Genomic DNA, 21135 nt, shown 5'->3' with positions numbered 1-21135 from the left:
CGGGGTGAGCGGGATCGACCACTTCAGCACCGCTCGCGAGATGGCCGCGGCCCTGCGTGCTCGCGAGATCTCCGCCCGTGAGCTCCTCGAGCTGCACCTGACCCGGATCGAGGAGGTCAACCCGCAGGTCAACGCGCTGGTCAGCCTCGACCCCGACCGGGCCCGGGCGCAGGCGGCGGACGCCGACGAGCGCCTGGCGCGGGGCGAGCAGGTCGGCGCCCTGCACGGCCTGCCCTACGCGGTCAAGGACACCCACGCCACCGGCGGGTGGCGCACGACGTACGGCTCGCCGCTGATGGCCGACCACGTGCCCGAGGCCGACGAGCTGGTCGTCGAACGGGTCCGAGCCGCCGGTGCCGTGGTCGTCGCGAAGAGCAACGTGCCCGAGTTCGCGGCCGGCTCGCACACCTTCAACAAGGTCTTCGGGACCACGCTGAACCCCTACGACCTCGGCCGCTCCGCGGGCGGGTCGAGCGGGGGCTCCGCCGTCGCGCTCGCCGCCGGCATGGTGGCCCTGGCCGACGGCAGCGACATGGGCGGCTCGCTGCGCAACCCCGCCTCCTTCAACAACGTGGTGGGGCTGCGTCCCGGACTCGGGCGGGTGCCCGAGTGGCCCCAGCGCAACGGCTGGGAGACCACCTCGGTGAGCGGCCCGATGGCACGCACGGTGGAGGACCTGGCGCTGCTCCTCTCGGTGCAGGCCGGTCCCACCCCCCGGGTGCCGATGGCGCTGGAGACCCCGGGTGCGGTCTTCGCCGAGCCGCTCGGGCGAGCCGACGGCTCGCCGCTGGCGGGGCTGCGGGTGGCGCTCTCCGCCGACCTGGGGGGAGCCTTCGAGGTCGACCACGAGGTCGCCCGCGTGCTCGCGGACCAGGTCGCCGAGCTGGAGGACGCCGGCAGCACGGTCGTCGACGCCCATCCCGACCTGCGCGAGGCGGAGGACACCTTCCGCACCCTGCGGGCCTGGCACTTCCAGGCGAAGTTCGGCGACCTGCTGGCGGCGCACCCCGACGACTTCAAGGCGTCCCTGGCCGACAACATCCGTGCCGGTGCCTCGCTGAGCGGGGCCGACGTGGCCCGGGCCTACGCGCAGCGCACCACGCTCGGTGAGCGGATGCGCACCTTCTTCGAGTCCCACGACGTGCTGGTGATGCCGGTCAGCCAGGTCCCGCCGTTCCCGGCGGACCAGGAGTACCCGCAGGCGATCAACGGTCGGCCCCAGGAGACCTACCTGGACTGGATGCGGTCGGCCTACCTGATCACCGTGACCGGCTGCCCGGCCATCTCGGTGCCGGCCGGGTTCACCGCCGACGGTCTGCCCGTGGGGATCCAGATCGTCGCTCCCCACTCGGGTGAGCGTCGGCTGCTGGAGATCGCCCATGCCTTCGAGCAGCGCACCCGCGTGGGCGAGCGTCGCCCCGGGCTCGGCAAGGGTTGACAGGCAGAACGGCACCCTGGCGGGCCAGTTGGCGAATCATGACAATGAAATCCTGATCCGACGGCGATAGTTGACCTGTCGGAACTCGGCGGGTCTGGATGGAATGGTCCCGTGAACGGCGAAGAGCTTTCCCCAGGACAGGAGCGGCCCGTGACGCAGGACCGGCGCATCAGGATCGGCATCGACACCGGTGGCACCTTCACCGACGTCGTGGCCTTCGACGAGGAGAGCGGCGATCTCGTCTCCACCAAGACGCCGTCGACGCCGGGCAACCCGGCCGACGGCTTCCTGGCCGGCGTGGAGAAGGTGCTGGGCCTCCTCGGTCTGCCCACCGACCACGGCGACGCGATCGCCGCGGTCAGCCACGGCACCACGGTGGCCACCAACCAGCTGCTCGAGGGCAAGGTCGACGAGCTCGGCTTCATCACCACCGAGGGCTACGAGGCCATGCTGGAGATCGCGCGCCAGTCGGTGCCCGACGGCTACGGCAACTCCTACTTCTGGGTGAAGCCCGACCGGATCGTCCCCCGCCACCTGGTCAAGGGTGTCGGCGGCCGGCTGGACCACACCGGCGCGGAGGTGCGGCCCTTCGACGAAGAAGGCGCACGTGCCGCCGCCCGCTGGTTCCGCGACCGGGGCGTGAACACCCTCGGGGTCTGCCTGCTGCACGCCTATGCCGACTCCTCGCACGAGGAGCGGATGCGCCAGATCCTGCGCGAGGAGCACCCCGACGCCGTCGTCAGCGTCTCCTCCGAGGTGCTGCGGGAGTACCGCGAGTACGAGCGGGCGATGACCACGCTCGTCGACGCCGCGGTCAAGCCGAAGCTCTCGCGCTACGTCACCAACATCAAGACCCGGCTGGACGCCTTCGCCTCCTCCGACGCCGTCGGGGGGGACACGGGGAGCGGAGCCCCCCGTGCGGTGCCCTTCTACGTGATGAAGTCCAACGGCGGGGTGCTCTCGGCCGAGGAGGTCGTCCACCAGCCGATCACCACCGTCCTCTCCGGCCCCGCGGCCGGCGCCCTCGGCGCCGCGCTCATCGCTCAGGTAGCCGGCTTCGACAAGGTCCTCACCTGCGACGGCGGCGGCACCTCCACCGACGTCTCCGTGGTCATCGACGGCCAGCCCACCCTGACGACCGAGGGCAGCGTCGGCGCCTTCCCGAGCAAGATCCCCATGATCGACGTCGTCACGGTCGGCGCCGGTGGCGGCTCGGTGGCCTGGCTCTCCCCCGAGGGGACGCTCAAGGTCGGTCCGCACTCGGCCGGGGCCGACCCGGGCCCGCTGTGCTATGCCAAGGGGGGCGCCGACGTCACCATCACCGACGCGCACGTCACCCTGGGCCGGATCCCTCCCCACCTGCTCGGTGGCGAGATCCCGCTCGACGTCGACGCCGCCCGCACCGGCGTCGTGGAGCTGGCCGGCAAGCTCGGGATCACCCCCGAGGAGTGCGCCGACGGCATCCTCGAGATCTCGGCCTGGAACCAGGCCAACGCGCTGCGCCAGATCACCGTCAAGCGCGGCCTCGACGTCCGCGACTTCACCCTCACCACCTTCGGCGGCTCCGGCTCGCTGCTGCTGTGCCGCCTGATGGACGTGCTCGGTCTGCGCACGGTCCTCGTGCCGCCCAACCCCGGCAACGTCTCGGCGTTCGGCCTGCTGACCGTCGACGTGAAGAACGACTACGTGCAGACCCACGTCGCGCTGCACGACGACCTGCCCGCCGCGACCGTCGCCGGCATCCTCGACGAGCTCACCACCAAGGCCGCCCGCGCCCTGGACGGGGAGGGCTTCGCCGCCGACCAGCACCGGTTCGCGCGCACCGCCGACGTGCGCTACTTCGGCCAGGCCTACGAGGTGCGGGTGCCCGTGCCCGACGGCCCCGTCGAGCAGGGCACCCTCGACGAGGTCGCCCGTCGCTTCCACGCCGAGCACCGCGGCCTCTACGGCTACGACTTCTCCGCCGACGACAGCCAGCAGGTCGAGTGGGTGAACATCCGGGTCTCCGGCATCGGGCCGATCCAGCGTCCCGACATCGCATCCGAGACGGTCGCGGCCGACCCCGGCACGCCCGAGCCCGTCAGCCGTCGACCGGTCTGCTTCGAGCCGGCCACCGGGTACGTCGACACCCCGGTCTACTGGCGCGCCGACCTGGCCCCGGGCCAGCAGGTCGCCGGCCCCGCCGTGGTCGAGGAGTTCGGCTCCACCGTGCCGCTGCACCCGGGCTTCGTGGCCCGCATCGACACCCACCGCAACGTGATCGTGACCCGAGAGGACGTGACGGCATGACCGCCGCCCCCGCCACCGAGCCCGCCACCGACTCCGTCGAGCCCGGCACGGAGGTGCCGTCGGCCAAGGCGCCCACCCAGTTCCCCTTCGCCAGCCTGACCGCCGACGCTGGCGCAGCCGCCGACCCGGTGCTCGTCGAGATCGTGCAGGGCAGCCTGGCCTCGGTGGAGATGGAGGTCGAGACCGCCATCGGGCGCACCTCGCGCTCACCCATGATCCGTGACGCCCACGACTTCCGGGCCGGCATCCACGACCGGCTGCTGCGCAAGCTCACCGGTCGTTCCTACAGCGCGCTGGTGCACCCGATCGCCCGCGACTTCCCTCTGGAGGAGATGCGTCCCGGCGACGTGTTCTTCCACAACGACGTCTACGAGTCCGAGGGCGGCATCGGCCACCTGCCCGACCTGTGCGTCACGGTGCCGGTCTTCCACGACTCGGGGGACGGCCCCGAGGTCGTCGCCTTCGTCCAGGCCTTCGGTCACCACGACGACATCGGCGGCGCGGTGCCCGGGTCGATGCCCAGCCACGCCACCTCGGTCTTCGAGGAGGGCCTGATGGTCCCGCCGATCAAGCTCTGGGACCAGGGCGTCCCGGTGCGCTCGGCCCTGCGGATCATGACCCGCAACTCCCGGATGCCCGAGTCGCTGGCCGCCGACCTCGACGCCGAGTGCTCGGCCTGCCTGATGGGCGCGCAGCGCCTGGGCGAGCTCTTCGACCGCTACGGCCGCGCGACCGTCGAGGCCTGCTTCGACGCGATCATCGACCGCACCACCCAGACGTACCGACGCGAGATCCTCTCCAAGATCCCGGTCGGCAGCTGGGTCTGGGAGGACTACGCCGAGCACGACGGTGTCGACGAGCCGCAGCTGCACACGCAGCGCATCACGCTGACAAGGACCCCGGCGGAGGACCCCGAGGGCGAGCGGATCGTCATCGACTTCGCCGGCACGTCACCGCAGGCCAAGGGGCCGATCAACCACTGCGGTGACTACTCGGACGGCGTCTTCCTCAAGAAGTGGCTCGCCCCGATCCTGCGCAACCTGGCCGACACCCCGGAGCGGATGGCCGAGCTCGACGTCAACGAGGGCATCATCCCCCTGATCGAGATGCGCTTCCCGCCGAAGGGCACGCTGCTCACCCCGGAGTTCCCGGCCCCGACCAACGCCCGCACGTTCGTGATCCTGCGACTGCTCGGCGTGCTGGCCGGTGTGGTGGCGAAGGCGGTCGACGGCCGGATGCCCGCCGACCAGGAGACGATCCGCTACACCGGTGTGTACGGCGACGACATGGAGGGCCGCCCCTACCTGATGCGTGAGGTCCTCGGGGGTGGCTCCGGAGGGCGCTACTACGCGGACGGCGAGGACACGATCCACGTGGTGCCCGACTCGCGGAACCTGCCCAGCGAGTTCACCGAGTCGCGGTTCCCGTTCCTGGTCGAGAAGCTCGGCCTGGCCATGGACTCCGGCGGCGCCGGCCAGTTCCGTGGCGGCCTCGGCTACGAGAAGCACATCCGGATGCTCAAGGACGGCCACTTCATGTCGATCGCCGACCGGTCGATCCTGGCCTGCTGGGGCGTCAAGGGCGGCCAGGCCGGCCGGCCCTTCGAGGTCGTCATCGACCCCGACGGCCCGAACGAGCGGGTCGTCGAGGCGCTCGCCGACGACGAGCCCGTCAAGGCCGGAGAGGTGATCCGGATCCGGACCACCGGCGGCGGCGGCTGGGGCGACCCGCTGGTGCGGGACCCGGAGATGGTCGTGCGGGACGTGGTGTGGCGCAAGGTCTCGCCCGAGGCGGCCCTCGCCGACTACGGCGTCGTGCTGACGGGCTCGCTCGACGACGACACGCTCGACTTCGACGCGGCCGCGACCGAGCAGAGGCGTGCCCAGGTCGCCGGTGACCGCCCGGAGCAGGCCTTCTTCCACCGTGGGCCGGGCTACGCCCAGCTCAGCGGTGGCGCCGAGGTCGCCGACGTCGACTGGCTGTGAGCCGACCACGGGTGGGCGTCCTGGCCGGTCGCGGCAAGACCGGCCGGGCGCTCGCCCGCGCCCTCGAGAGCCACGGCGCCCAGGCCCGGGCCCTGGGCAGCGCGGACCTCGAGCGCCTCGAGGAGGCCCTGTCCGGGCTCGCGGCGCTGCACCTCATGGCGCCCAACCTGCACCCCGCCGAGCCCGACCTGGTCGGCGACGTCCTGACGGCGGCGCGGGCGGCCGGGGTGGAGCGCGTGGTCTACCACTCGGTCGCGGCGCCGTACGCGCCGTCCATGCCGCACCACCTGGGCAAGGCCCGGGGTGAGGACCTGGTCCGGCGCAGCGGGCTGGACTGGACGATCCTGCAACCGTGCGCCTACGTGCAGAACCTGCTGCCGGGGCTGCGGGAGGACGAGCCCGCGGTGCGGGTGCCCTACGACCCCGACCGGCTCTTCGGGCTGGCCGACCTCGACGACGTCGCCGAGGCGGCGGCCCGGGCGCTGCTCGACGACGGTCACACGGGCGCGACCTACGAGCTCGGCGGACCGAGGCTGGTCTCGGCACGCGACGTGGCGCAGGCCGCCAGCGCGGTCCTGGGCCGGGCGGTGCCGGTGCTGCGGGTGGCGCCGGAGGAGGCCGCCGCGACTGCGCCGGAGCACGAGCGGGCCTGGCTCCGTGCGATGTTCGAGCACTACGACCGGCACGGGCTGCCGGCCGGCGGGCTGGTCCTGCAGGCACTGCTGGGCCACAGCAGCACCACGCTGGAGCAGACCCTGGCCCGGGAGCTCGGGGACCTGGTCTCCCCGCGTTCGGCACCTGGCAAGTCCTGACCACATCCGGGCCTGCTGTTGGGTGATGTTGCCCGTGCCAAGCCGGGACGAGGACCCTAGGTTCGACACCATGCGGATCGTGATCGCCCTCGGTGGCAACGCCATGACCTCCTCCGACGGCAGTGCCCGTCCCGAGGACCAGGCGCGTGCGGTCGCGGAGGCGGCCGAGCCGGTGGCCGACCTCGTCGTGGCGGGCCACGACGTGCTGCTGACCCACGGCAACGGCCCCCAGGTGGGCAACCTCCTGCTCAAGAACGAGCTGTCGGCCTCCGTGGTGCCGCCGGTGCCGCTGGACTGGTGCGGCGCGCAGACCCAGGCCACCATCGGTGCCCTGATGCTCAGTGCCCTCGACGGCGCGCTGGCACGACGGGGCAGCGAGCGCCGCTCGGCGGCCCTGGTCTCCCGCACGCTGGTCGACGCCGCCGACCCCGGGTTCACCGCCCCGACCAAGCCGATCGGGCGCTACCTCCCCGAGGACGAGGCCCGGGTGCTGATCGAGCACGGCCAGCACTTCGTCGAGGTCCCCGACCGCGGCTGGCGCCGCGTGGTGGCCTCGCCGGAGCCGCTCGAGTGCCTCGACAGCCCGGCCGCCGACACGCTGCTCGCGCAGGGCTACCTCGTGGTCTGCTCCGGCGGCGGCGGCATCCCCACCGTGCGGCGCGGCGACGGCACCCTCGCCGGGATCGAGGCCGTGATCGACAAGGACCTGACGGCCTCCCTGATCGCTCGGCAGACCTCGGCCGACGTCCTGGTCATCGCCACCGACGTCGACTCCGCGGTCACCGACTGGGGCACGCCCCACGCCCGGCCCATCGGCGAGGTGAGCGTGGCCGAGATGCGCGCCATCTCGCGCGACCAGGGCTTCGCGGCCGGCTCGATGGGCCCGAAGATCGAGGCGGTGACGCGCTTCGCCGAGCAGGGCGGCGGCACCGGCATCATCACCTCGCTGTCCCGCATCGCCCAGGCGATCGAGGGGCACATCGGGACCCGGGTCGTGCCGGGCACTCCCGCCCCGCGCTGATCCACCCACCAGCTCCACCCGGCTCCAACCCAGCTCAAACCCAGCTCCAACCCCGCAACAGCCCAGCAACAGCCCAATGGAAGGAAGCGGACGTGCCCGCAGCAATCGAAGTACGCAAGGTGCCGATCCACTCCGTCGCCGACGCGAGCGAGCTCGCGAAGCTCATCGACGACGGCGTGATGGAGGCCGACCGAGTCATCGCCATCATCGGCAAGACCGAGGGCAACGGCGGGGTGAACGACTACACCCGCATCATCGCCGACCGCGCCTTCCGCGAGGTCATCGCGACCAAGGGCACCCGTTCGGCCGAGGCCGTGCGCGAGATCCCGATCGTGTGGTCGGGCGGCACCGACGGCGTGATCAGCCCGCACGCGACCATCTTCGCGACCCTGCCCGACGACCAGGTCGAGAAGACCGACGAGCCGCGGCTCTCGGTCGGCTTCGCGATGAGCGAGCAGCTGCTTCCCGAGGAGATCGGGCGCACCCCGATGATCGAGAAGGTCGCCGACGCGGTCAAGGTCGCCATGGAGCGCGCCGGCATCACCGACCCCGCCGACGTGCACTACGTGCAGACCAAGACCCCGCTGCTGACGATCAACACCATCCGTGACGCCAAGAGCCGCGGCAAGACGGTGTGGACCGAGCACACCCACGAGTCCATGGACCTCTCGAACGGCGTCACCGCCCTCGGCATCGCCGTCGCACTGGGCGAGATCGAGATGCCCACCGACGACGACGTGATGCACAGCCGCGAGCTCTACTCCGCGGTGGCCTCCTGCTCCTCGGGCGTCGAGCTCGACCAGGCGCAGGTCGTCGTGGTCGGCAACGTCCGCGGCGTCGGCGGCCGCTACCGCATCGGCCACTCGGTGATGGACGACGCCCTCGACCAGGACGGCATCTGGGACGCCATCAAGGACGCCGGTCTCGAGCTGCCGGAGCGTCCGCGCACCGCTGACCTCGACGGTCGCCTGGTCAACGTGTTCCTCAAGTGCGAGGCCAGCCAGGACGGCGAGGTGCGTGGACGTCGCAACGCCATGCTCGACGACTCCGACGTGCACTGGCACCGTCAGATCAAGGCCTGCGTCGGTGGCGTGACCGCCGCTGTCACCGGCGACCCAGCGGTGTTCGTGTCGGTCTCCGCGGCCCACCAGGGCCCCGAGGGTGGCGGCCCGGTGGCCGCCATCGTCGACATGGGCTGAGCCAGCCCACGCGCACGACGAAGGGGCGCCCCCCGCGGGGGGCGCCCCTTCTGTGCGTTGCGCCCTGCCGGCCCGGGGGCCGCTGGGCGAGGTCGCAGCCTCAGCCGGCGTAGCGCTGACGGCGGCGGGCCAGCACGGTGGGCGTGCTGAGCTCGGCGAGGCAGCCGAGCTCGTGGCGCAGCACGCTGCCCAGCCGGCGGCAGAACTCCTCGGGCTCCTGTGCGGCGTCGGGCCGCTCGGGGACGATCCTGTCGACGATCCCGGCGGCCCGCAGATCGTTGGCCCGCACGCCCTGCTGGCGCGCCATCTCAGGGGCCCGGTCGGGGGTGCGGTGCATGATCGCGGACGCACCCTCGGGGGGCAGCGGGGAGAGCCAGGCGTGCTGGGCGGCGATGACCCGGTCGGCGGGCAGCAGCGCGAGCGCGCCACCCCCGCACCCCTGGCCGAGCAGCACGGTGAGCGACGGCGACTGGAGGGTGACGAGGTCGGCCAGGCAACGCGCGATCTCGCCGGCCAGGCCGCCCTCCTCGGCCTCCGGCGAAAGCGCGGCCCCCGGGGTGTCGATCACCGTGACCAGCGGCAGCCGCAGCTCGGCCGCCAGCCGCATGCCTCGCCGGGCGGCCCGCAGGGCGCCGGGGCCGAGCGGGGCGAGCTCGGTCTGGGTCGAGCGGTCCTGCCCGAGCAGCACGCAGGGCGCACCCTCGAAGCGGGCCAGCGCGAGCAGCATGCCCGGGTCGCTCTCGCCCTCGCCGGTGCCGTTGAGCGGGATCACCTCGGAGGCCGCGAGCCGCAGCAGCTGACGCACGCCCGGGCGGCCCTCGTCACGCGAGCGGGTGATCGACTCCCAGGCGTCGATGTCGCCGTCGGGAGCCGGGGAGTCGGCGAGCGGGTCGGGCACCGGCCCGGGTGCCGGTGCGGTCAGCACGGCCAGGGCCCGCTCGACGATGGCCGGCAGCTCCTCGGGAGGCACGACGCCGTCGATCAGCCCGTGGGCGTAGAGGTTCTCCGCCGTCTGGACGCCGGAGGGGAAGCTCTCGCCGTAGAGCGCCTCGTAGACGCGTGGGCCGAGGAAGCCGAGCAGCGCCCCGGGCTCGGCCACCGTGATGTGGCCCAGCGATCCCCACGAGGCCATCACGCCGCCGGTGGTGGGATGGCGCAGGTAGACCAGGTAGGGGAGCCCGGCGTCCTTGTGCCGGGCCACTGCGGCCGAGATCCGCGCCATCTCGACGAAGGCGACGGTGCCCTCCTGCATCCGGGTGCCGCCCGAGGTGGGCGAGGCCAGGAGCGGGAGCCCCTCGGCCGTGGCCCGCTCGACGGCGGCGATGAGGCGCCGCGACGCCGCGACCCCGATGGAGCCCGCGAGGAAGGCGAACTCGCCGGCGACGAGAGCGACTCGACGTCCGCGGACCAGGGCCTCTCCGGTGATCAGGGCCTCGTCCTCGCCGGACCTCTCGGCCGCGGCGGCCAGCTGGGCGGCGTACTCGGGCGAGATGTCGCCACGCTCGGGCGGGGTGTCCCAGCCCACGAACGAGCCCGGCTCGACCACCCGGGCGATCAGCTCGCGGGCGGTCGTGGCGACCCGCTTCACTGCTGCGGCTCGCGAGCCCAGGCGCGGATCGCCGCGTCGTGCTGGCCGAGGGTGGGCGGCGCCTCGTGGGTCTCCCGGCCACCGGAGAATGCGTTGTCGTCGAAGCGGATGGGGGAGCCGGGCAGCTGCAGGGCCCCCTGGGTCGGGTGGTCGACGTCGAGCAGGAGGCCCTGCGACCGGGTCTGCTCCCAGTCGTAGACGTCGTCGATGGAGCGCACCTTGCCGGAGGGGATGCCGGCCTCGCCGAACAGGGCCAGCCAGTGCTCGGCCGGCTGCTGGGCGAGGACCTCCTCGATGGCGGCGGTCAGCTCGTCGCGGTGCCCGACCCGGTCGCCGTTGGTGGCGAAGCGCGCGTCGTCCACGTCGAGCCCGGTCGCGGCGGCGAAGGAGCGCCACAGCGTCTCGGAGCCGCAGGCGACCTGGACCGGCGAGGTCGCGGTGTGGAACAGCCCGTACGGCGCGATCGAGGGGTGGTGGGGCCCGGACATCCCCGGCACCTCCTTGGCGACCGTCCACCGGGTGCCCTGGAAGGCGTGCACGCCGACCACGCTGGCCAGCAGTGAGGTGCGCACGACGCGCCCGAGGCCGGTGCGGGACCGCTCGTGGAGGGCTGCCAGGACGCCGTACGCGCCGTTCATGCCGGCGAGCAGGTCCGCGATCGGCACGCCCACCTTCGTCGGCTGCTCGGGGTCGCTGCCGGTGATGCTCATCAGCCCGCCCTCGCCCTGCGCGATCTGGTCGTAGCCGGCGCGGCTGGCCTCGGGGCCGTCGTGGCCGAAGCCGGTGATCGACAGCAGGATCAGGCGCGGGTTGAGCTCGTGCAGCCGTTCGACCCCGAAGCCGAGCCGCTCCAGCACGCCGACGCGGAAGTTCTCCATGAGCACGTCGCTGCGGCGCACCAGGCCGGCGAGGACCTCGCGGTCCTCCTCGGTCTTGAGGTCGAGGACGACCGACTCCTTGTTGCGGTTGGCGGCCAGGAAGTAGGTCGACTCGCGCTCGTCGCCCTCGCCGACGAAGGGGGGACCCCAGCCGCGGGTGTCGTCGCCGGCCGGGCTCTCCACCTTGATCACCCGGGCGCCCATGTCGCCCAGCATCATCGCGGCGTGCGGTCCGGCGAGGGCCCGGGTCAGGTCGAGCACGACGAGGTCGTCAAGGGGTGCTGGATGCGGGGACATGGCCGCACGCTAGCCCCGCGCCGGGCCGGTCTGTATGGCACCACCTGCCAACGACTCCCGTGTCCGGTTGTGAGGAGTCCTTCGGGGGTGACCGGGCCGGGCCGGGCGCACGCCTAGGCTCGACGGCATGGACGCCCCCGCGCTGCTCACCCGTGCCGTCGACGCCGCGCTGGACCGGTCGGTGGTGCTGGGCTACACCTCCATCGGCTCCGGCGTGCGCCGCAGGTTCTGGCCCGCCGACCCCGAGCCCGGCGCGCTGGCCGGCAAGCGGGTGCTGGTCACCGGGGCCACCTCGGGGATCGGGGAGGCGATGGCGCGCTCCTTCCTCGACCTCGGCGCGACCGTGCACCTGCTGGGCCGCAACCCCGACAAGGTCGCCGACCACGCCCGCGAGCTGCGCCTCGAGGTGCCGAACGCCGATGTCGTCGAGGAGGTCTGCGACATCAGCGACCTCGACGCCGTGCGCACCTTCGCCACCGACCTGGCCGGGCGCGTCGAGGCGCTGCACGGGCTGGTGCACAACGCCGGGCTGATGCCGCCCGAGCGCACCGAGAGCAAGCAGCGCCACGAGATGTCGCTGGCCGCCCACGTGCTCGGCCCGCACCTGATGACCCACCTGCTGCGCGAGCGCCTGGTCGCCGGGCCCGGCTCGGTGGTGTGGATGAGCTCGGGCGGGATGTACGGCTCGGGACTGGCCACCCGCGACGACGACGAGATCGAGTACCGCCGCGGCGAGTACAAGGGCGTGCAGGCCTACGCCCGCACCAAGCGGATGCAGGTCGTGCTCGCCGACGCCTGGGCCACCGAGCTGGCCGGCACCGGCGTCCTGGTCGAGAGCATGCACCCGGGCTGGGTGCGCACCCCCGGCGTCAGCGAGAGCCTGCCCACCTTCGACAAGGTCGTCAGCCGCCTGCTGCGCGAGCCCGAGGACGGTGCCGACACCGCCGTGTGGCTGGTCGCCACCCGGCCCGCCTCCGGCGGCCAGCACTTCTGGCACGACCGCGCCCAGCGCCCCACCACCTTCGGCTGGCAGCGCGAGCAGGACCCCGACCTGCGCGCACGCCTGCTCGAGTACGTCGCCACGGTCACCGCCACGCCCCGGCTCGGCTGACCTGCAGACCCGGGCGGGGACCGGCCAGGGCAGCGGGCGGCCTCCTTTACCCGGGGTGCCGCCGCCGCTACGTTGACGCGATGGCGTCTCGGGCTCCCTCGACAGCGGCCGCGCGCACCGCCGTCGTCGCGGTCGCGGGGTGCACGCTGGTGGTGCTGCTGCTGGCGGTCTGGGCGGCCTCCACCGGGCCCGGCGAGGTCCTGCGCGGGGACGGCCCGGGTCGTGTCGTGCTGCCCTCGTCGACCGCGACGACGCCGTCGCTCGCCGACCTGGGAGCCCCGGGGGAGAGGCCGCCGCCGCGTGCCCAGGACCAGTCGCCGCTGCTGGGCCTGCTGGCGTCGGTGCTCGTGGGCCTGGTCGCGGTCGCGCTGGGGCTCGCCGTGGTGGTGGGAACGGTGCTGGCCGTGCGTCACCTGCTGCGGCTGCGCCCGCCCGCCGCCGAGCCGGGCGAGCACGTCGACTTCGAGGTCCTGGACGCGCCGTCGCGGGCCGCCCTGCGCGACGCCCTGGCGGCCGACCTCGAGGAGCAGCTCCGCGAGCTGCGCCACGGGACGCCGAGGAACGCCGTCGTGGCGAGCTGGCAGCGGTTCGAGGAGCTCGCGGCCGCGGCCGGGGTGCCCCGCCGCGAGTCGGAGACCTCCAGCGAGCTGGCCCAGCGGGTGCTCGACCTCGCCGGCGTCGACGCCCACGCGGTGAACGCCCTGGCCGAGGAGTTCCGCGCGGCGCGCTTCAGCCGCCACGAGGTCGGCGAGGACGCCCGGGTGCGGGTCCTCGCGCTGCTGGAGGAGGTGCACGCCGGACTCGGCCCGCGGCCCGGCGTGCGGCCCGGTGTGCGGCCCGGGGGACGGGCGTGACGCGGCGCTGGCGCGCACGGGTGGTGGCGTCGACGGCGCTGGTCGTCGTGGTGGCGCTGGCGCTGCAGGTCGCCGGCTTCGAGCCCGACCCGCTGCGCGTGCTCCTGCTCGGGGCGGTGTGCGTCTCGGCCGCCTGGGTCGTGATCGACGTGCTCGTCGACCCCGGGCCCGGCTGGGGCGTGGTGGTGGAGCCCGCGGTCGCGGAGCCCGGCGCCGACACCAGGCTGTCGACGTACCGGCGGATGCTGGACAGCCACCTCCAGGGTGCCGCCCCCGACCCGGCCGTGCGGGACGCGCTGGCCCGGCTGGCACGGGCGGTGCTGGCCCGGCGCCACGACCTGACGTGGGACGACCCGGCGGCCCGGGAGCGGCTGCACCCCGACCTGCTCGCGGTGCTCGACGCCGCGCCGCGGCGCCTCGACGGCGCCGAGATCGACCGTTGCCTGCACCACATCGAGGAGATCTGAGATGACCCCGTCCCTGACGGTCCAGGAGGCCGGGCGCCGCGCCGGCGACGTCCTCGCCGAGGTGGAGCGCACCGTGATCGGCAAGCACCACCAGCTCGAGGTCGTGCTGGCCGGGCTGCTGGCCCGGGGCCACGTCCTGCTCGAGGACGTGCCCGGCCTCGGCAAGACCCTGGCGGCACGCTGCCTGGCCCAGGCCCTGGGGCTGGACTTCGCCCGGGCCCAGTTCACCCCCGACCTGCTGCCCGCCGACCTGACCGGCTCCTTCGTCTACGACCAGCGCAGCCGCGACTTCGAGCTGCGCCGCGGCCCCGTCTTCACCGGGCTGCTGCTCGCCGACGAGATCAACCGGACCCCGCCCAAGACGCAGGCCGCGCTGCTGGAGGCGATGCAGGAGCGCCAGGTGACCATCGAGGGCCGGACCTTCGTGCTGCCCGAGCCCTTCCACGTGCTCGCCACCGCCAACCCCGTCGAGCACGAGGGCACCTACCCCCTGCCCGAGGCCCAGCTCGACCGCTTCCTGCTGCGGGTCTCCTTCGGCTACCCGTCCGCCGACGAGGAGCACGCCGTGCTGACCGGGCGGCTCGACCGGCGCCGCGAGGAGGTCGTCCTCGACCGGGTCACCGACGCGGCCGGGCTGCTGGCCATGCAGGAGGCCGTGGAGGACGTCGAGGTCGACGAGAGCGTCACCCGCTACTGCGTCGCCCTGTCGACGGCGACCCGCTCGCACCCGCAGGTGCTGACCGGCGCGTCCCCCCGCGGGTCCCTGGCCCTGGTGCTCGTCGCCCGGGCGCTGGCGGTGCTGCGGGGCCGCGACTACGTCGTCCCGGAGGACGTGAAGGCCGTCGCGGTGCCCGTGCTGGCGCACCGCATCACGCTGCGGCCCGAGCTGTGGATGTCGGACGCCTCGACCGAGCAGGTCGTGGCCGCGGTGCTCGCCCAGGTGGCCGTCCCGGCCACGCTGGAGCCCGCGTGGCCCGGTGGCGGGCGACGGCCTCCCTCGGCCGGGCGGTGCTGGTCGCGACGACGGCGGGCGCCCTGGCGGTCCTCCTGGGCGACCCGGTGCTGGTGGTGCTGGCCGCACCGCTGGCGCTCTGCGCCGCGCTGGGGCTGCTGCACGCCACCCGTTCGCGGCCCCGGGTCGACGTGCTGCTCGACCACTCGGTGCTGCACGAGGGCCAGGGCACGACGTCACGGCTGCGGCTCGAGGACGCCGACGCGGCCGAGCACGTGGCCAGGGTCAGCGGGCGCGCGGCGTACCTGGCGCTGCACCCCGCCGACGGCGTCGTCGGGACCCTGTGGGACCCGCGGCGCGGTCTCGACCTCGAGGTGGGCCCACGGCGGTGGGGCCTGCACCGGCCCGCCGAGGAGAAGGTGGCGCTCACGACGGCCTGGGGCGCCTGGCGGTGGGGTCCGGTGGCGCTGACGGCTCCGTCGCTGCGGGTGCTCCCCGGTCGCACGGCCTTCGACTCCCGGGCCGAGATGCCGCAGCCGGTGGGCCTCGTCGGCGCCCACCGCTCTCAGCGCAACGGGACCGGCACCGAGCTCGCCGGCGTGCGCGGCTTCCAGGTCGGCGACCGGCTGCAGCGGATCGACTGGCGGGTCTCGCTGCGCACCGGCGAGCTGCACGTCGTCTCCACCCGCAGCGAGGAGGACAGCGCAGTGCTGCTGGTGGTCGACGCGCTCGCCGACCACGGCCGTTCCGGGGGGATCGACGGTGAGGCGAGCAGCCTCGACCTCGCGGTCCGCGCCGCGGCCGCCGTCGCCGCTCACGTGGGCCGCGCCGGTGACCGCGTGGGCCTGCGGGTCGTCGGGCCCGCGGCGGCAGCGGTGGCCTACGGGTCCGGAGCCCGCCACCAGCAGCGGATCCTCACCACCCTCGCGGGCGTGCGGCCCGGCCGTGCCGCAGCCCTGACCGCTGACCGGCTCCGCCTGCGGGTCGCGCCCGGCACCGTCGTCGTGGTGCTCTCGCCGATGCTCGACGAGCTCGTCTCGACGATGACCGCCACCCTGACGCGCAACGGCCTGCCGACGCTCGTGGTCGACACCCTGCCTCCGGTGCTCGCCCCGGCGCCGGTCGCCGCCGGGACCGCGGGCGTCGAGGCGCTCGCGTGGCGGATGCGGCGCGTCGAGCGCGACCTGCTGCTCGACGAGGTCCCCGCGCACGGGTGCCCGGTGGTCCCCTGGCGCGGGCCGGGCACCCTCGACCAGGTGCTGCGCGGACTCTCCGGGCCGGCCCGGGCCCGCCGGGCGGGTGTCCGGTGAACGGGTGGCAGGTGAGCCGGTGGCTGGGGGCTGTCGGCGCGGGGCAGTGGACGCTGCGGGCGCTCGTCGCGCTGATGCCGCTGGCGGCCGTGCTGTGCACGCTCGGTGCCGGAGAGGGGCCGGCCGCCTGGTTCGTGGTGCTCGTGCTGGTCCTGGGCGTGGGCTGGGCCTGCTTCCCCGAGTCGGCCGCGGGCGCCACGGTGCTGGTGCTGGTCCTCGCCTGGTGGGGCATCGGCCTGCGCGACGGGCTGGACCTGTGGGCGCTGCCGGCCAGCCTGGCCCTGCTGACGGCGCACGTCGCGGCCACCGTGGCGTCGTACGGGCCGGTGAGCATGCCGGTCGACCCGGGCCTGGCGCTGCTGTGGCTGCGCCGGGGCCTGCTGGTCCTCGTGGCGGCGCCCGCGACCTACGCGCTGGCGCTGGTCGTCAGGGACGCCCCACCCGTTGCCGGGGTCTGGCTGGCCGGCGCGGCGGCGGTGGCCGCGGCGGGCACCGCGGCCTCGGTGCTCCTGGGCGGGCCCGACTGACCCGACCGACCCGTCTGGCCGACCCGTCTGGGGGGAGCCGGGGGTCGCGGCCGGATACTGGTCGGGTGAGCCGACGACTGAAGACCTGGCTGCTGGTGGGCGTGCTGGTCACGATGATCAACCTGCCGCTGGCCGGCAGCCTGCTGCAGCAGCGGGACCTGCGGTCCAACGGCACCCGGGTCGACGTGCCGGCCCAGCCGGTCACGGTCTCCGCGGAGGCCGGCAGCGACGTCGTCGACCGGCTGGTGGGGGTCTCGCTGCCCGACGCCGTGGTCGAGGCCGTGGTGGGCGAGCAGCGCGAGCAGGACGCCCCCGAGGCGCAGGACGAGCGGGTCGTGGTGTCGCTGGAGCAGCCGGCGTACGACGCGGTGGTGGAGAGCGGGCGCGCCGAGGTCGTCTACCTGCCCGACAACCCGAAGGTCTACCGGGTGACCGGGCGCGACTCGGGCAACGCGGCGCTGCTGACCACGTTGGTCGCCGACGGAGTGCTCGTGGTGCTGGTCGGGCTCTTCCTGCTGCTGCGCCACCGGCTGCGCCCCGAGCTGCGGCTGCTGGCCACGGGCGACCTCGAGACGAGCTCCGACACCGACGGCCTGCTCGAGCGGATCGAGGGCCAGACCTACCGGGTGCGCGGCGCGGTGGCGGCGATCGAGGACGACGAGGTGGTTCTCGAGGTCGGCGACCGGCGGGTCCGGGTGCACCTCGACGGCCACCACAACCCGGCCAGGCACCAGGAGGGCGTCGAGGTCCGCGGCACGATGGTGGGCTGAGCAGGAACTGTTGCCGGCTCGAGGGGAACTGGCGCCGGCTCGCGCCCGGTGGGTGGGGTGTCGGTGACCCGGCGGCTGCCACACTGCCTGGCATGACCGCCTTGGACGACTTCAGCGCCCGCAGCATCGACGGCCGGGAGGTGGACCTCGCCGACTACCGCGGCCAGGTCGTCCTCGTGGTCAACACTGCCTCGCAGTGCGGCTTCACCCCGCAGTACCAGGGCCTGCAGCAGCTGCACGACGCCTACGCCGAGCGGGGGTTCAGCGTGCTGGGCTTCCCCTGCGACCAGTTCGGCGGCCAGGAGCCCGGCGAGGACGACGAGATCGCCGGCTTCTGCGAGCGCAACTTCGGGGTCACCTTCCCGCTGTTCTCCAAGGTCGAGGTGAACGGCGACGACGCCCACCCGCTCTACCAGTGGCTGCGCTCGGAGAAGGGCGGGATGCTGGGCAGCAGGATCAAGTGGAACTTCACCAAGTACCTCATCGGGCGCGACGGGTCGGTCGTCGACCGCTACGCGCCCACCACCAAGCCCGAGAAGATCGCCGCCGACATCGAGAAGGAGCTCGCCCGATGACCCGCTTCTCCGCCAGCACCGAGGCCACCGCCGTCGTGAGGGCGACCCGCCAGGAGATCTGGGACCTGCTGGTCGACCCCGACGCGATCGCCGAGATGACGCCCTTCGTCAAGCGGATCACCGCCGACGGCGACCACTGGCGCTGGGAGATGAGCGGCCTCGAGGTGCTGGGCAAGAACGTCTCGCCCGCCTTCACCGAGAAGATGACCTTCACCGACCTCGAGCGCATCGAGTTCCGCCACGACCCGCCCGCCGGCACGACCGAGCGCTCGGCCGTCGAGGGCTGGTACGAGCTCTCCGACGCCGAGGAGGGCACGCACCTGGCGACCAACCTCGAGATCACCCTCGACCTGCCGCTGCCCAAGGTCTCCTCGAAGGCCGTGACCGCGACGATGGGCGGGGTCATCGAGAAGATGGGCGACCGGTTCTCGAAGAACCTGCTCGACCGGCTGGGCACCACCGAGGCCTGAGCGGGTCGGCCGGGCCGGTTCGGGCCGGCTCGGTGCGAAGTCTGGGCCGGGTCAGCGCGAAGTTCGGGCCGGGTCGGCAGCAGCCCCCGGCCGCGGTGGCCGGGGGCTGCTGCGTCGTACGCCGTCGCGGTGCGGCGGCGGGGCGGCTCAGACCCGCTGGGCCTGCTCGTCGCTGAGCTCGTCGAGCTCGCCGTCGAGGTCGCCCTCCTCGGCGTGGTAGCCGGGGCCGCGGTCGAGCTTCTCGCCCTCGACGTCGACGTCGGGGAGGATCTTGTCGAGCCAGGCCGGCAGCCACCAGGACTTGTCGCCCATCAGGTAGAGCAGCGCCGGGATCAGCACCATCCGCACCACGAAGGCGTCGAAGACGATCGCGATGGCCAGGGCGAAGCCCATCGACTTGATGATCGCGTCGTCCTGCAGGATGAAGGCGGAGAAGACCGCCGTCATGATCGCGGCCGCCGCGGTGACCACGCGCGCCGAGTTGCGGAACCCGTCGACGATCGCCTCGGGGGTCGACATGCCGTGCACCCGGGCCTCACGGATGCGGGTCACCAGGAAGACCTGGTAGTCCATCGCGAGGCCGAAGACGACGCCGATCAGGAACAGCGGGATGAAGCTGACCAGCGGCTGGCCCTCGACGAGCCCGCCCCAGCCGAGCTGGAAGACCGCCACGGTGGCGCCCAGGGTGGCCAGCACCGAGAGCAGGAAGCCCAGGGTCGCGGTGAGCGGCACCAGGATCGAGCGGAAGACGATCATCAGCAGGATGAACGCCAGGCCCACGATGATGGTCAGGTAGACGGGCAGCGCGTCGGCCAGCCGGTCGGAGACGTCGGTGGTGATCGCGGTCAGGCCGGTCACGCCGATGTCGGTGCCGGTGGAGTCCTCGATGTCCGACTCGCCCTCGCGCAGGTCGGTGAGCAGGTCCTGCGCCTCGGCGTCGGCCGGCCCGAACTCGGGCAGCACCTGCACCAGGGCGCCGGTCGAGGCCGCCGCCGGCGTGCCGGGCTCGGCGCTCGGGTCGGCGTTGGTGGCCACGACCTGGGCGTTCTCGACGCCCTCGAGGCCGGTGGCCCACTCGACCACGCCACCGAAGGCCGCGCCCTGCTCGCCGTCGGCCACGTCACGGGCGTCGACGACGACCAGCAGCGGCGCCTCGCGGCCGGGGCCGAACTCCGCGGAGATGATGTCGGAGGCCTGGCGCTGGGTGGTGTCGCTGGCGGCGGTGGAGTCGGTGGGGAAGGCCAGCTGCAGCTCCTTGAGCGGGATCGCGAGCGCACCGAGAGCCACGACGACCACCAGCACCAGGGCGACGGGGCGCTTGCCGACCCAGCGGGCCCAGCGCACGCCGTTGTTGACGACCAGGCCCTGCTCGTCGCGCTTCGGTGCGTAGCGGCGCACCTGGCCGCCGAAGGCGCGGCGCCCGAGCAGGCCGAGCACGGCGGGCAGCAGCGTGAGCGAGATCAGCACGGCGACGAACACGGTCGCGGCAGCCGCCAGGCCCATCGCGCTGAGGAACGGGATGCCCACGACCGAGAGGGCCGAGAGGGCGATCAGGACGGTCAGGCCGGCGAAGACCACCGCGGAGCCGGCGGTGCCCACCGCGATGCCCACGGCGCGGGCCCGGTCGTCGGTGTGGTGCAGCTCGGTGCGGTAGCGGGCCAGGATGAAGAGCGTGTAGTCGATGCCGACGGCCAGGCCGATCATCGTGGCCAGGATCGAGGTGCTGCTGGAGATGTCGACGACGGCGGTCATCGCGGTGACACCGGTCAGGCCGATGCCGACGCCGATCAGGGCGGTGATGATCGGCAGCCCGGCGGCCACCAGGGAGCCGAAGGTCAGGATCAGCACGAGCAGGGCCACGCCGATGCCGATGGCCTCGGAGGCCAGGCCGGGGGTGGTGAAACCGGTCGCGCCGGAGCCGTTGGCCTCGACGACCAGCCCCTGGTCACGGGCGTCGTCCATGACGTCGTCGAGGGCGTCGAGGGTCGTCATCTCGACCTCGGCGGGGCTGTCGACGTCCCAGGTGTAGGTGATCAGCCCGGTGCGGCCGTCCTCGGTCAGCGGCGAGAGGGCCGCGGCGTTGGTGCGCGCCTGCTCGACCGAGCCGCCGGAGGCCTCGGCCTGCTCGACCAGCATCTGCTCCTGCCCGGCCGCGACCTCGCCCGGGGGCAGGATCTCGACGTCGTCGGGCTGCTGCGGGAGCGCCTCGAGGTCGGCGATGAGGTCCTCGACGACGGCGGCGTTGTCGGGCTCGGCCAGGGTCTCGCCCTCGGGCGCCTGGACCACGACGTTGACGTCGGCCTGGTCGAAGGCGCTGGTGGCGCCGGGGAAGAGCTCGGCCTGCAGGTCGGCGGCCTGCTCGGAGGGGATGCCGGGGATGGTGAAGTTGTCCGACATCGGCTTGGAGAAGGCGGCGGCGAGGCCGATGATCACGGCCAGCACGACCACCCACGCGGCGATGAAGAACGGCCAGCGTCGGTAGGCGGTGGTCCCGAGTCGGGCTAGCAGGGTGGCCATGGTGTCTCTCCTGTGGGTGGCACGCTCGTGCCGGTCGTGGGTCTGGGCTGGATCAGGCAGGGGTCAGGCAGGGTC

At 73.7% G+C, this 21135-nt stretch carries 18 protein-coding genes; 15 read left to right on the top strand and 3 right to left on the bottom strand.

Annotated elements, in window-relative coordinates; all coding sequences use genetic code 11:
• Positions 1-4: 4 nt before the first annotated feature.
• The 6 genes from JOE61_RS10165 (at position 5) to bar (ending at position 8744) form a co-directional block, all read left to right on the top strand.
• Positions 5-1438: an amidase gene (locus tag JOE61_RS10165; protein WP_204797206.1), complete on the top strand. Its 1434-nt coding sequence runs from the start codon at positions 5-7 to the stop codon at positions 1436-1438.
• Positions 1439-1588: 150 nt separating this feature from the next.
• On the top strand, positions 1589-3727 hold the full coding sequence (locus JOE61_RS10160; RefSeq protein ID WP_193670538.1) for a hydantoinase/oxoprolinase family protein: 2139 nt from the start codon (positions 1589-1591) through the stop codon (positions 3725-3727).
• A complete protein-coding gene (locus JOE61_RS10155) occupies positions 3724-5712 on the top strand; it encodes a hydantoinase B/oxoprolinase family protein (RefSeq protein ID WP_193670537.1) in 1989 nt (662 codons plus the stop codon). The genes JOE61_RS10160 and JOE61_RS10155 overlap by 4 nt, the downstream gene beginning before the upstream one ends.
• A complete protein-coding gene (locus JOE61_RS10150; protein ID WP_193670536.1) occupies positions 5709-6524 on the top strand; it encodes an SDR family oxidoreductase in 816 nt (271 codons plus the stop codon). Before JOE61_RS10155 ends, JOE61_RS10150 begins: the two co-directional genes overlap by 4 nt.
• Positions 6525-6594: 70 nt before the next feature.
• Positions 6595-7545: a carbamate kinase gene (locus tag JOE61_RS10145; RefSeq protein WP_193670535.1), complete on the top strand. Its 951-nt coding sequence runs from the start codon at positions 6595-6597 to the stop codon at positions 7543-7545.
• A gap of 92 nt (positions 7546-7637) precedes the next feature.
• The gene (gene bar / locus JOE61_RS10140; RefSeq protein WP_193670534.1) at positions 7638-8744 is read left to right on the top strand and encodes a barbiturase; all 1107 of its coding nucleotides are present in this window, start codon (positions 7638-7640) and stop codon (positions 8742-8744) included.
• A gap of 100 nt (positions 8745-8844) precedes the next feature.
• Here bar and JOE61_RS10135 read toward each other — a convergent pair whose 3' ends face one another.
• A complete protein-coding gene (locus JOE61_RS10135) occupies positions 8845-10332 on the bottom strand; it encodes a carboxyl transferase domain-containing protein (RefSeq protein WP_193670533.1) in 1488 nt (495 codons plus the stop codon).
• On the bottom strand, positions 10329-11507 hold the full coding sequence (locus tag JOE61_RS10130; RefSeq protein ID WP_193670532.1) for a CaiB/BaiF CoA transferase family protein: 1179 nt from the start codon (positions 11505-11507) through the stop codon (positions 10329-10331). Before JOE61_RS10130 ends, JOE61_RS10135 begins: the two co-directional genes overlap by 4 nt.
• Positions 11508-11634: 127 nt before the next feature.
• Here JOE61_RS10130 and JOE61_RS10125 point away from each other — a divergent pair, with 127 nt between their 5' ends.
• The 9 genes from JOE61_RS10125 to JOE61_RS10085 all read left to right on the top strand — a co-directional run bounded on the left by JOE61_RS10125 (position 11635) and on the right by JOE61_RS10085 (position 18543).
• The gene (locus tag JOE61_RS10125; protein ID WP_193670531.1) at positions 11635-12618 is read left to right on the top strand and encodes an SDR family NAD(P)-dependent oxidoreductase; all 984 of its coding nucleotides are present in this window, start codon (positions 11635-11637) and stop codon (positions 12616-12618) included.
• A gap of 80 nt (positions 12619-12698) precedes the next feature.
• On the top strand, positions 12699-13472 hold the full coding sequence (locus JOE61_RS10120; RefSeq protein WP_193670530.1) for a DUF4129 domain-containing protein: 774 nt from the start codon (positions 12699-12701) through the stop codon (positions 13470-13472).
• Positions 13469-13939 (top strand): hypothetical protein, encoded by a 471-nt coding sequence (locus JOE61_RS10115; RefSeq protein WP_193670529.1) that lies wholly within the window; start codon positions 13469-13471, stop codon positions 13937-13939. Before JOE61_RS10120 ends, JOE61_RS10115 begins: the two co-directional genes overlap by 4 nt.
• A gap of 1 nt (position 13940) precedes the next feature.
• Positions 13941-15362 (top strand): AAA family ATPase, encoded by a 1422-nt coding sequence (locus tag JOE61_RS10110; RefSeq protein ID WP_193670528.1) that lies wholly within the window; start codon positions 13941-13943, stop codon positions 15360-15362.
• The gene (locus JOE61_RS10105; RefSeq protein WP_193670527.1) at positions 15311-16201 is read left to right on the top strand and encodes a DUF58 domain-containing protein; all 891 of its coding nucleotides are present in this window, start codon (positions 15311-15313) and stop codon (positions 16199-16201) included. The genes JOE61_RS10110 and JOE61_RS10105 overlap by 52 nt, the downstream gene beginning before the upstream one ends.
• An 11-nt stretch (positions 16202-16212) precedes the next feature.
• Positions 16213-16728, top strand: a complete 516-nt coding sequence (locus JOE61_RS10100; RefSeq protein WP_193670526.1) for a hypothetical protein — start codon at positions 16213-16215, stop codon at positions 16726-16728.
• A 65-nt stretch (positions 16729-16793) separates the two neighbouring features.
• Positions 16794-17498: a hypothetical protein gene (locus JOE61_RS10095; protein WP_193670525.1), complete on the top strand. Its 705-nt coding sequence runs from the start codon at positions 16794-16796 to the stop codon at positions 17496-17498.
• Positions 17499-17590: 92 nt separating this feature from the next.
• Positions 17591-18073: a glutathione peroxidase gene (locus tag JOE61_RS10090; protein WP_193670524.1), complete on the top strand. Its 483-nt coding sequence runs from the start codon at positions 17591-17593 to the stop codon at positions 18071-18073.
• Positions 18070-18543, top strand: a complete 474-nt coding sequence (locus JOE61_RS10085) for an SRPBCC family protein (RefSeq protein ID WP_193670523.1) — start codon at positions 18070-18072, stop codon at positions 18541-18543. The genes JOE61_RS10090 and JOE61_RS10085 overlap by 4 nt, the downstream gene beginning before the upstream one ends.
• Before the next feature lie 147 nt (positions 18544-18690).
• On the opposite strand, the gene JOE61_RS10080 is transcribed toward JOE61_RS10085, so the two are convergent.
• On the bottom strand, positions 18691-21060 hold the full coding sequence (locus JOE61_RS10080; protein WP_193670522.1) for an MMPL family transporter: 2370 nt from the start codon (positions 21058-21060) through the stop codon (positions 18691-18693).
• Positions 21061-21135: the final 75 nt, after the last annotated feature.

It is taken from the genome of Nocardioides salarius, assembly GCF_016907435.1.
Classification (GTDB): Bacteria; Actinomycetota; Actinomycetes; order Propionibacteriales; family Nocardioidaceae; genus Nocardioides; species Nocardioides salarius.
Note: the sequence above shows the minus strand (reverse complement) of the source record. Positions and strands in the feature narration are given on the sequence as shown.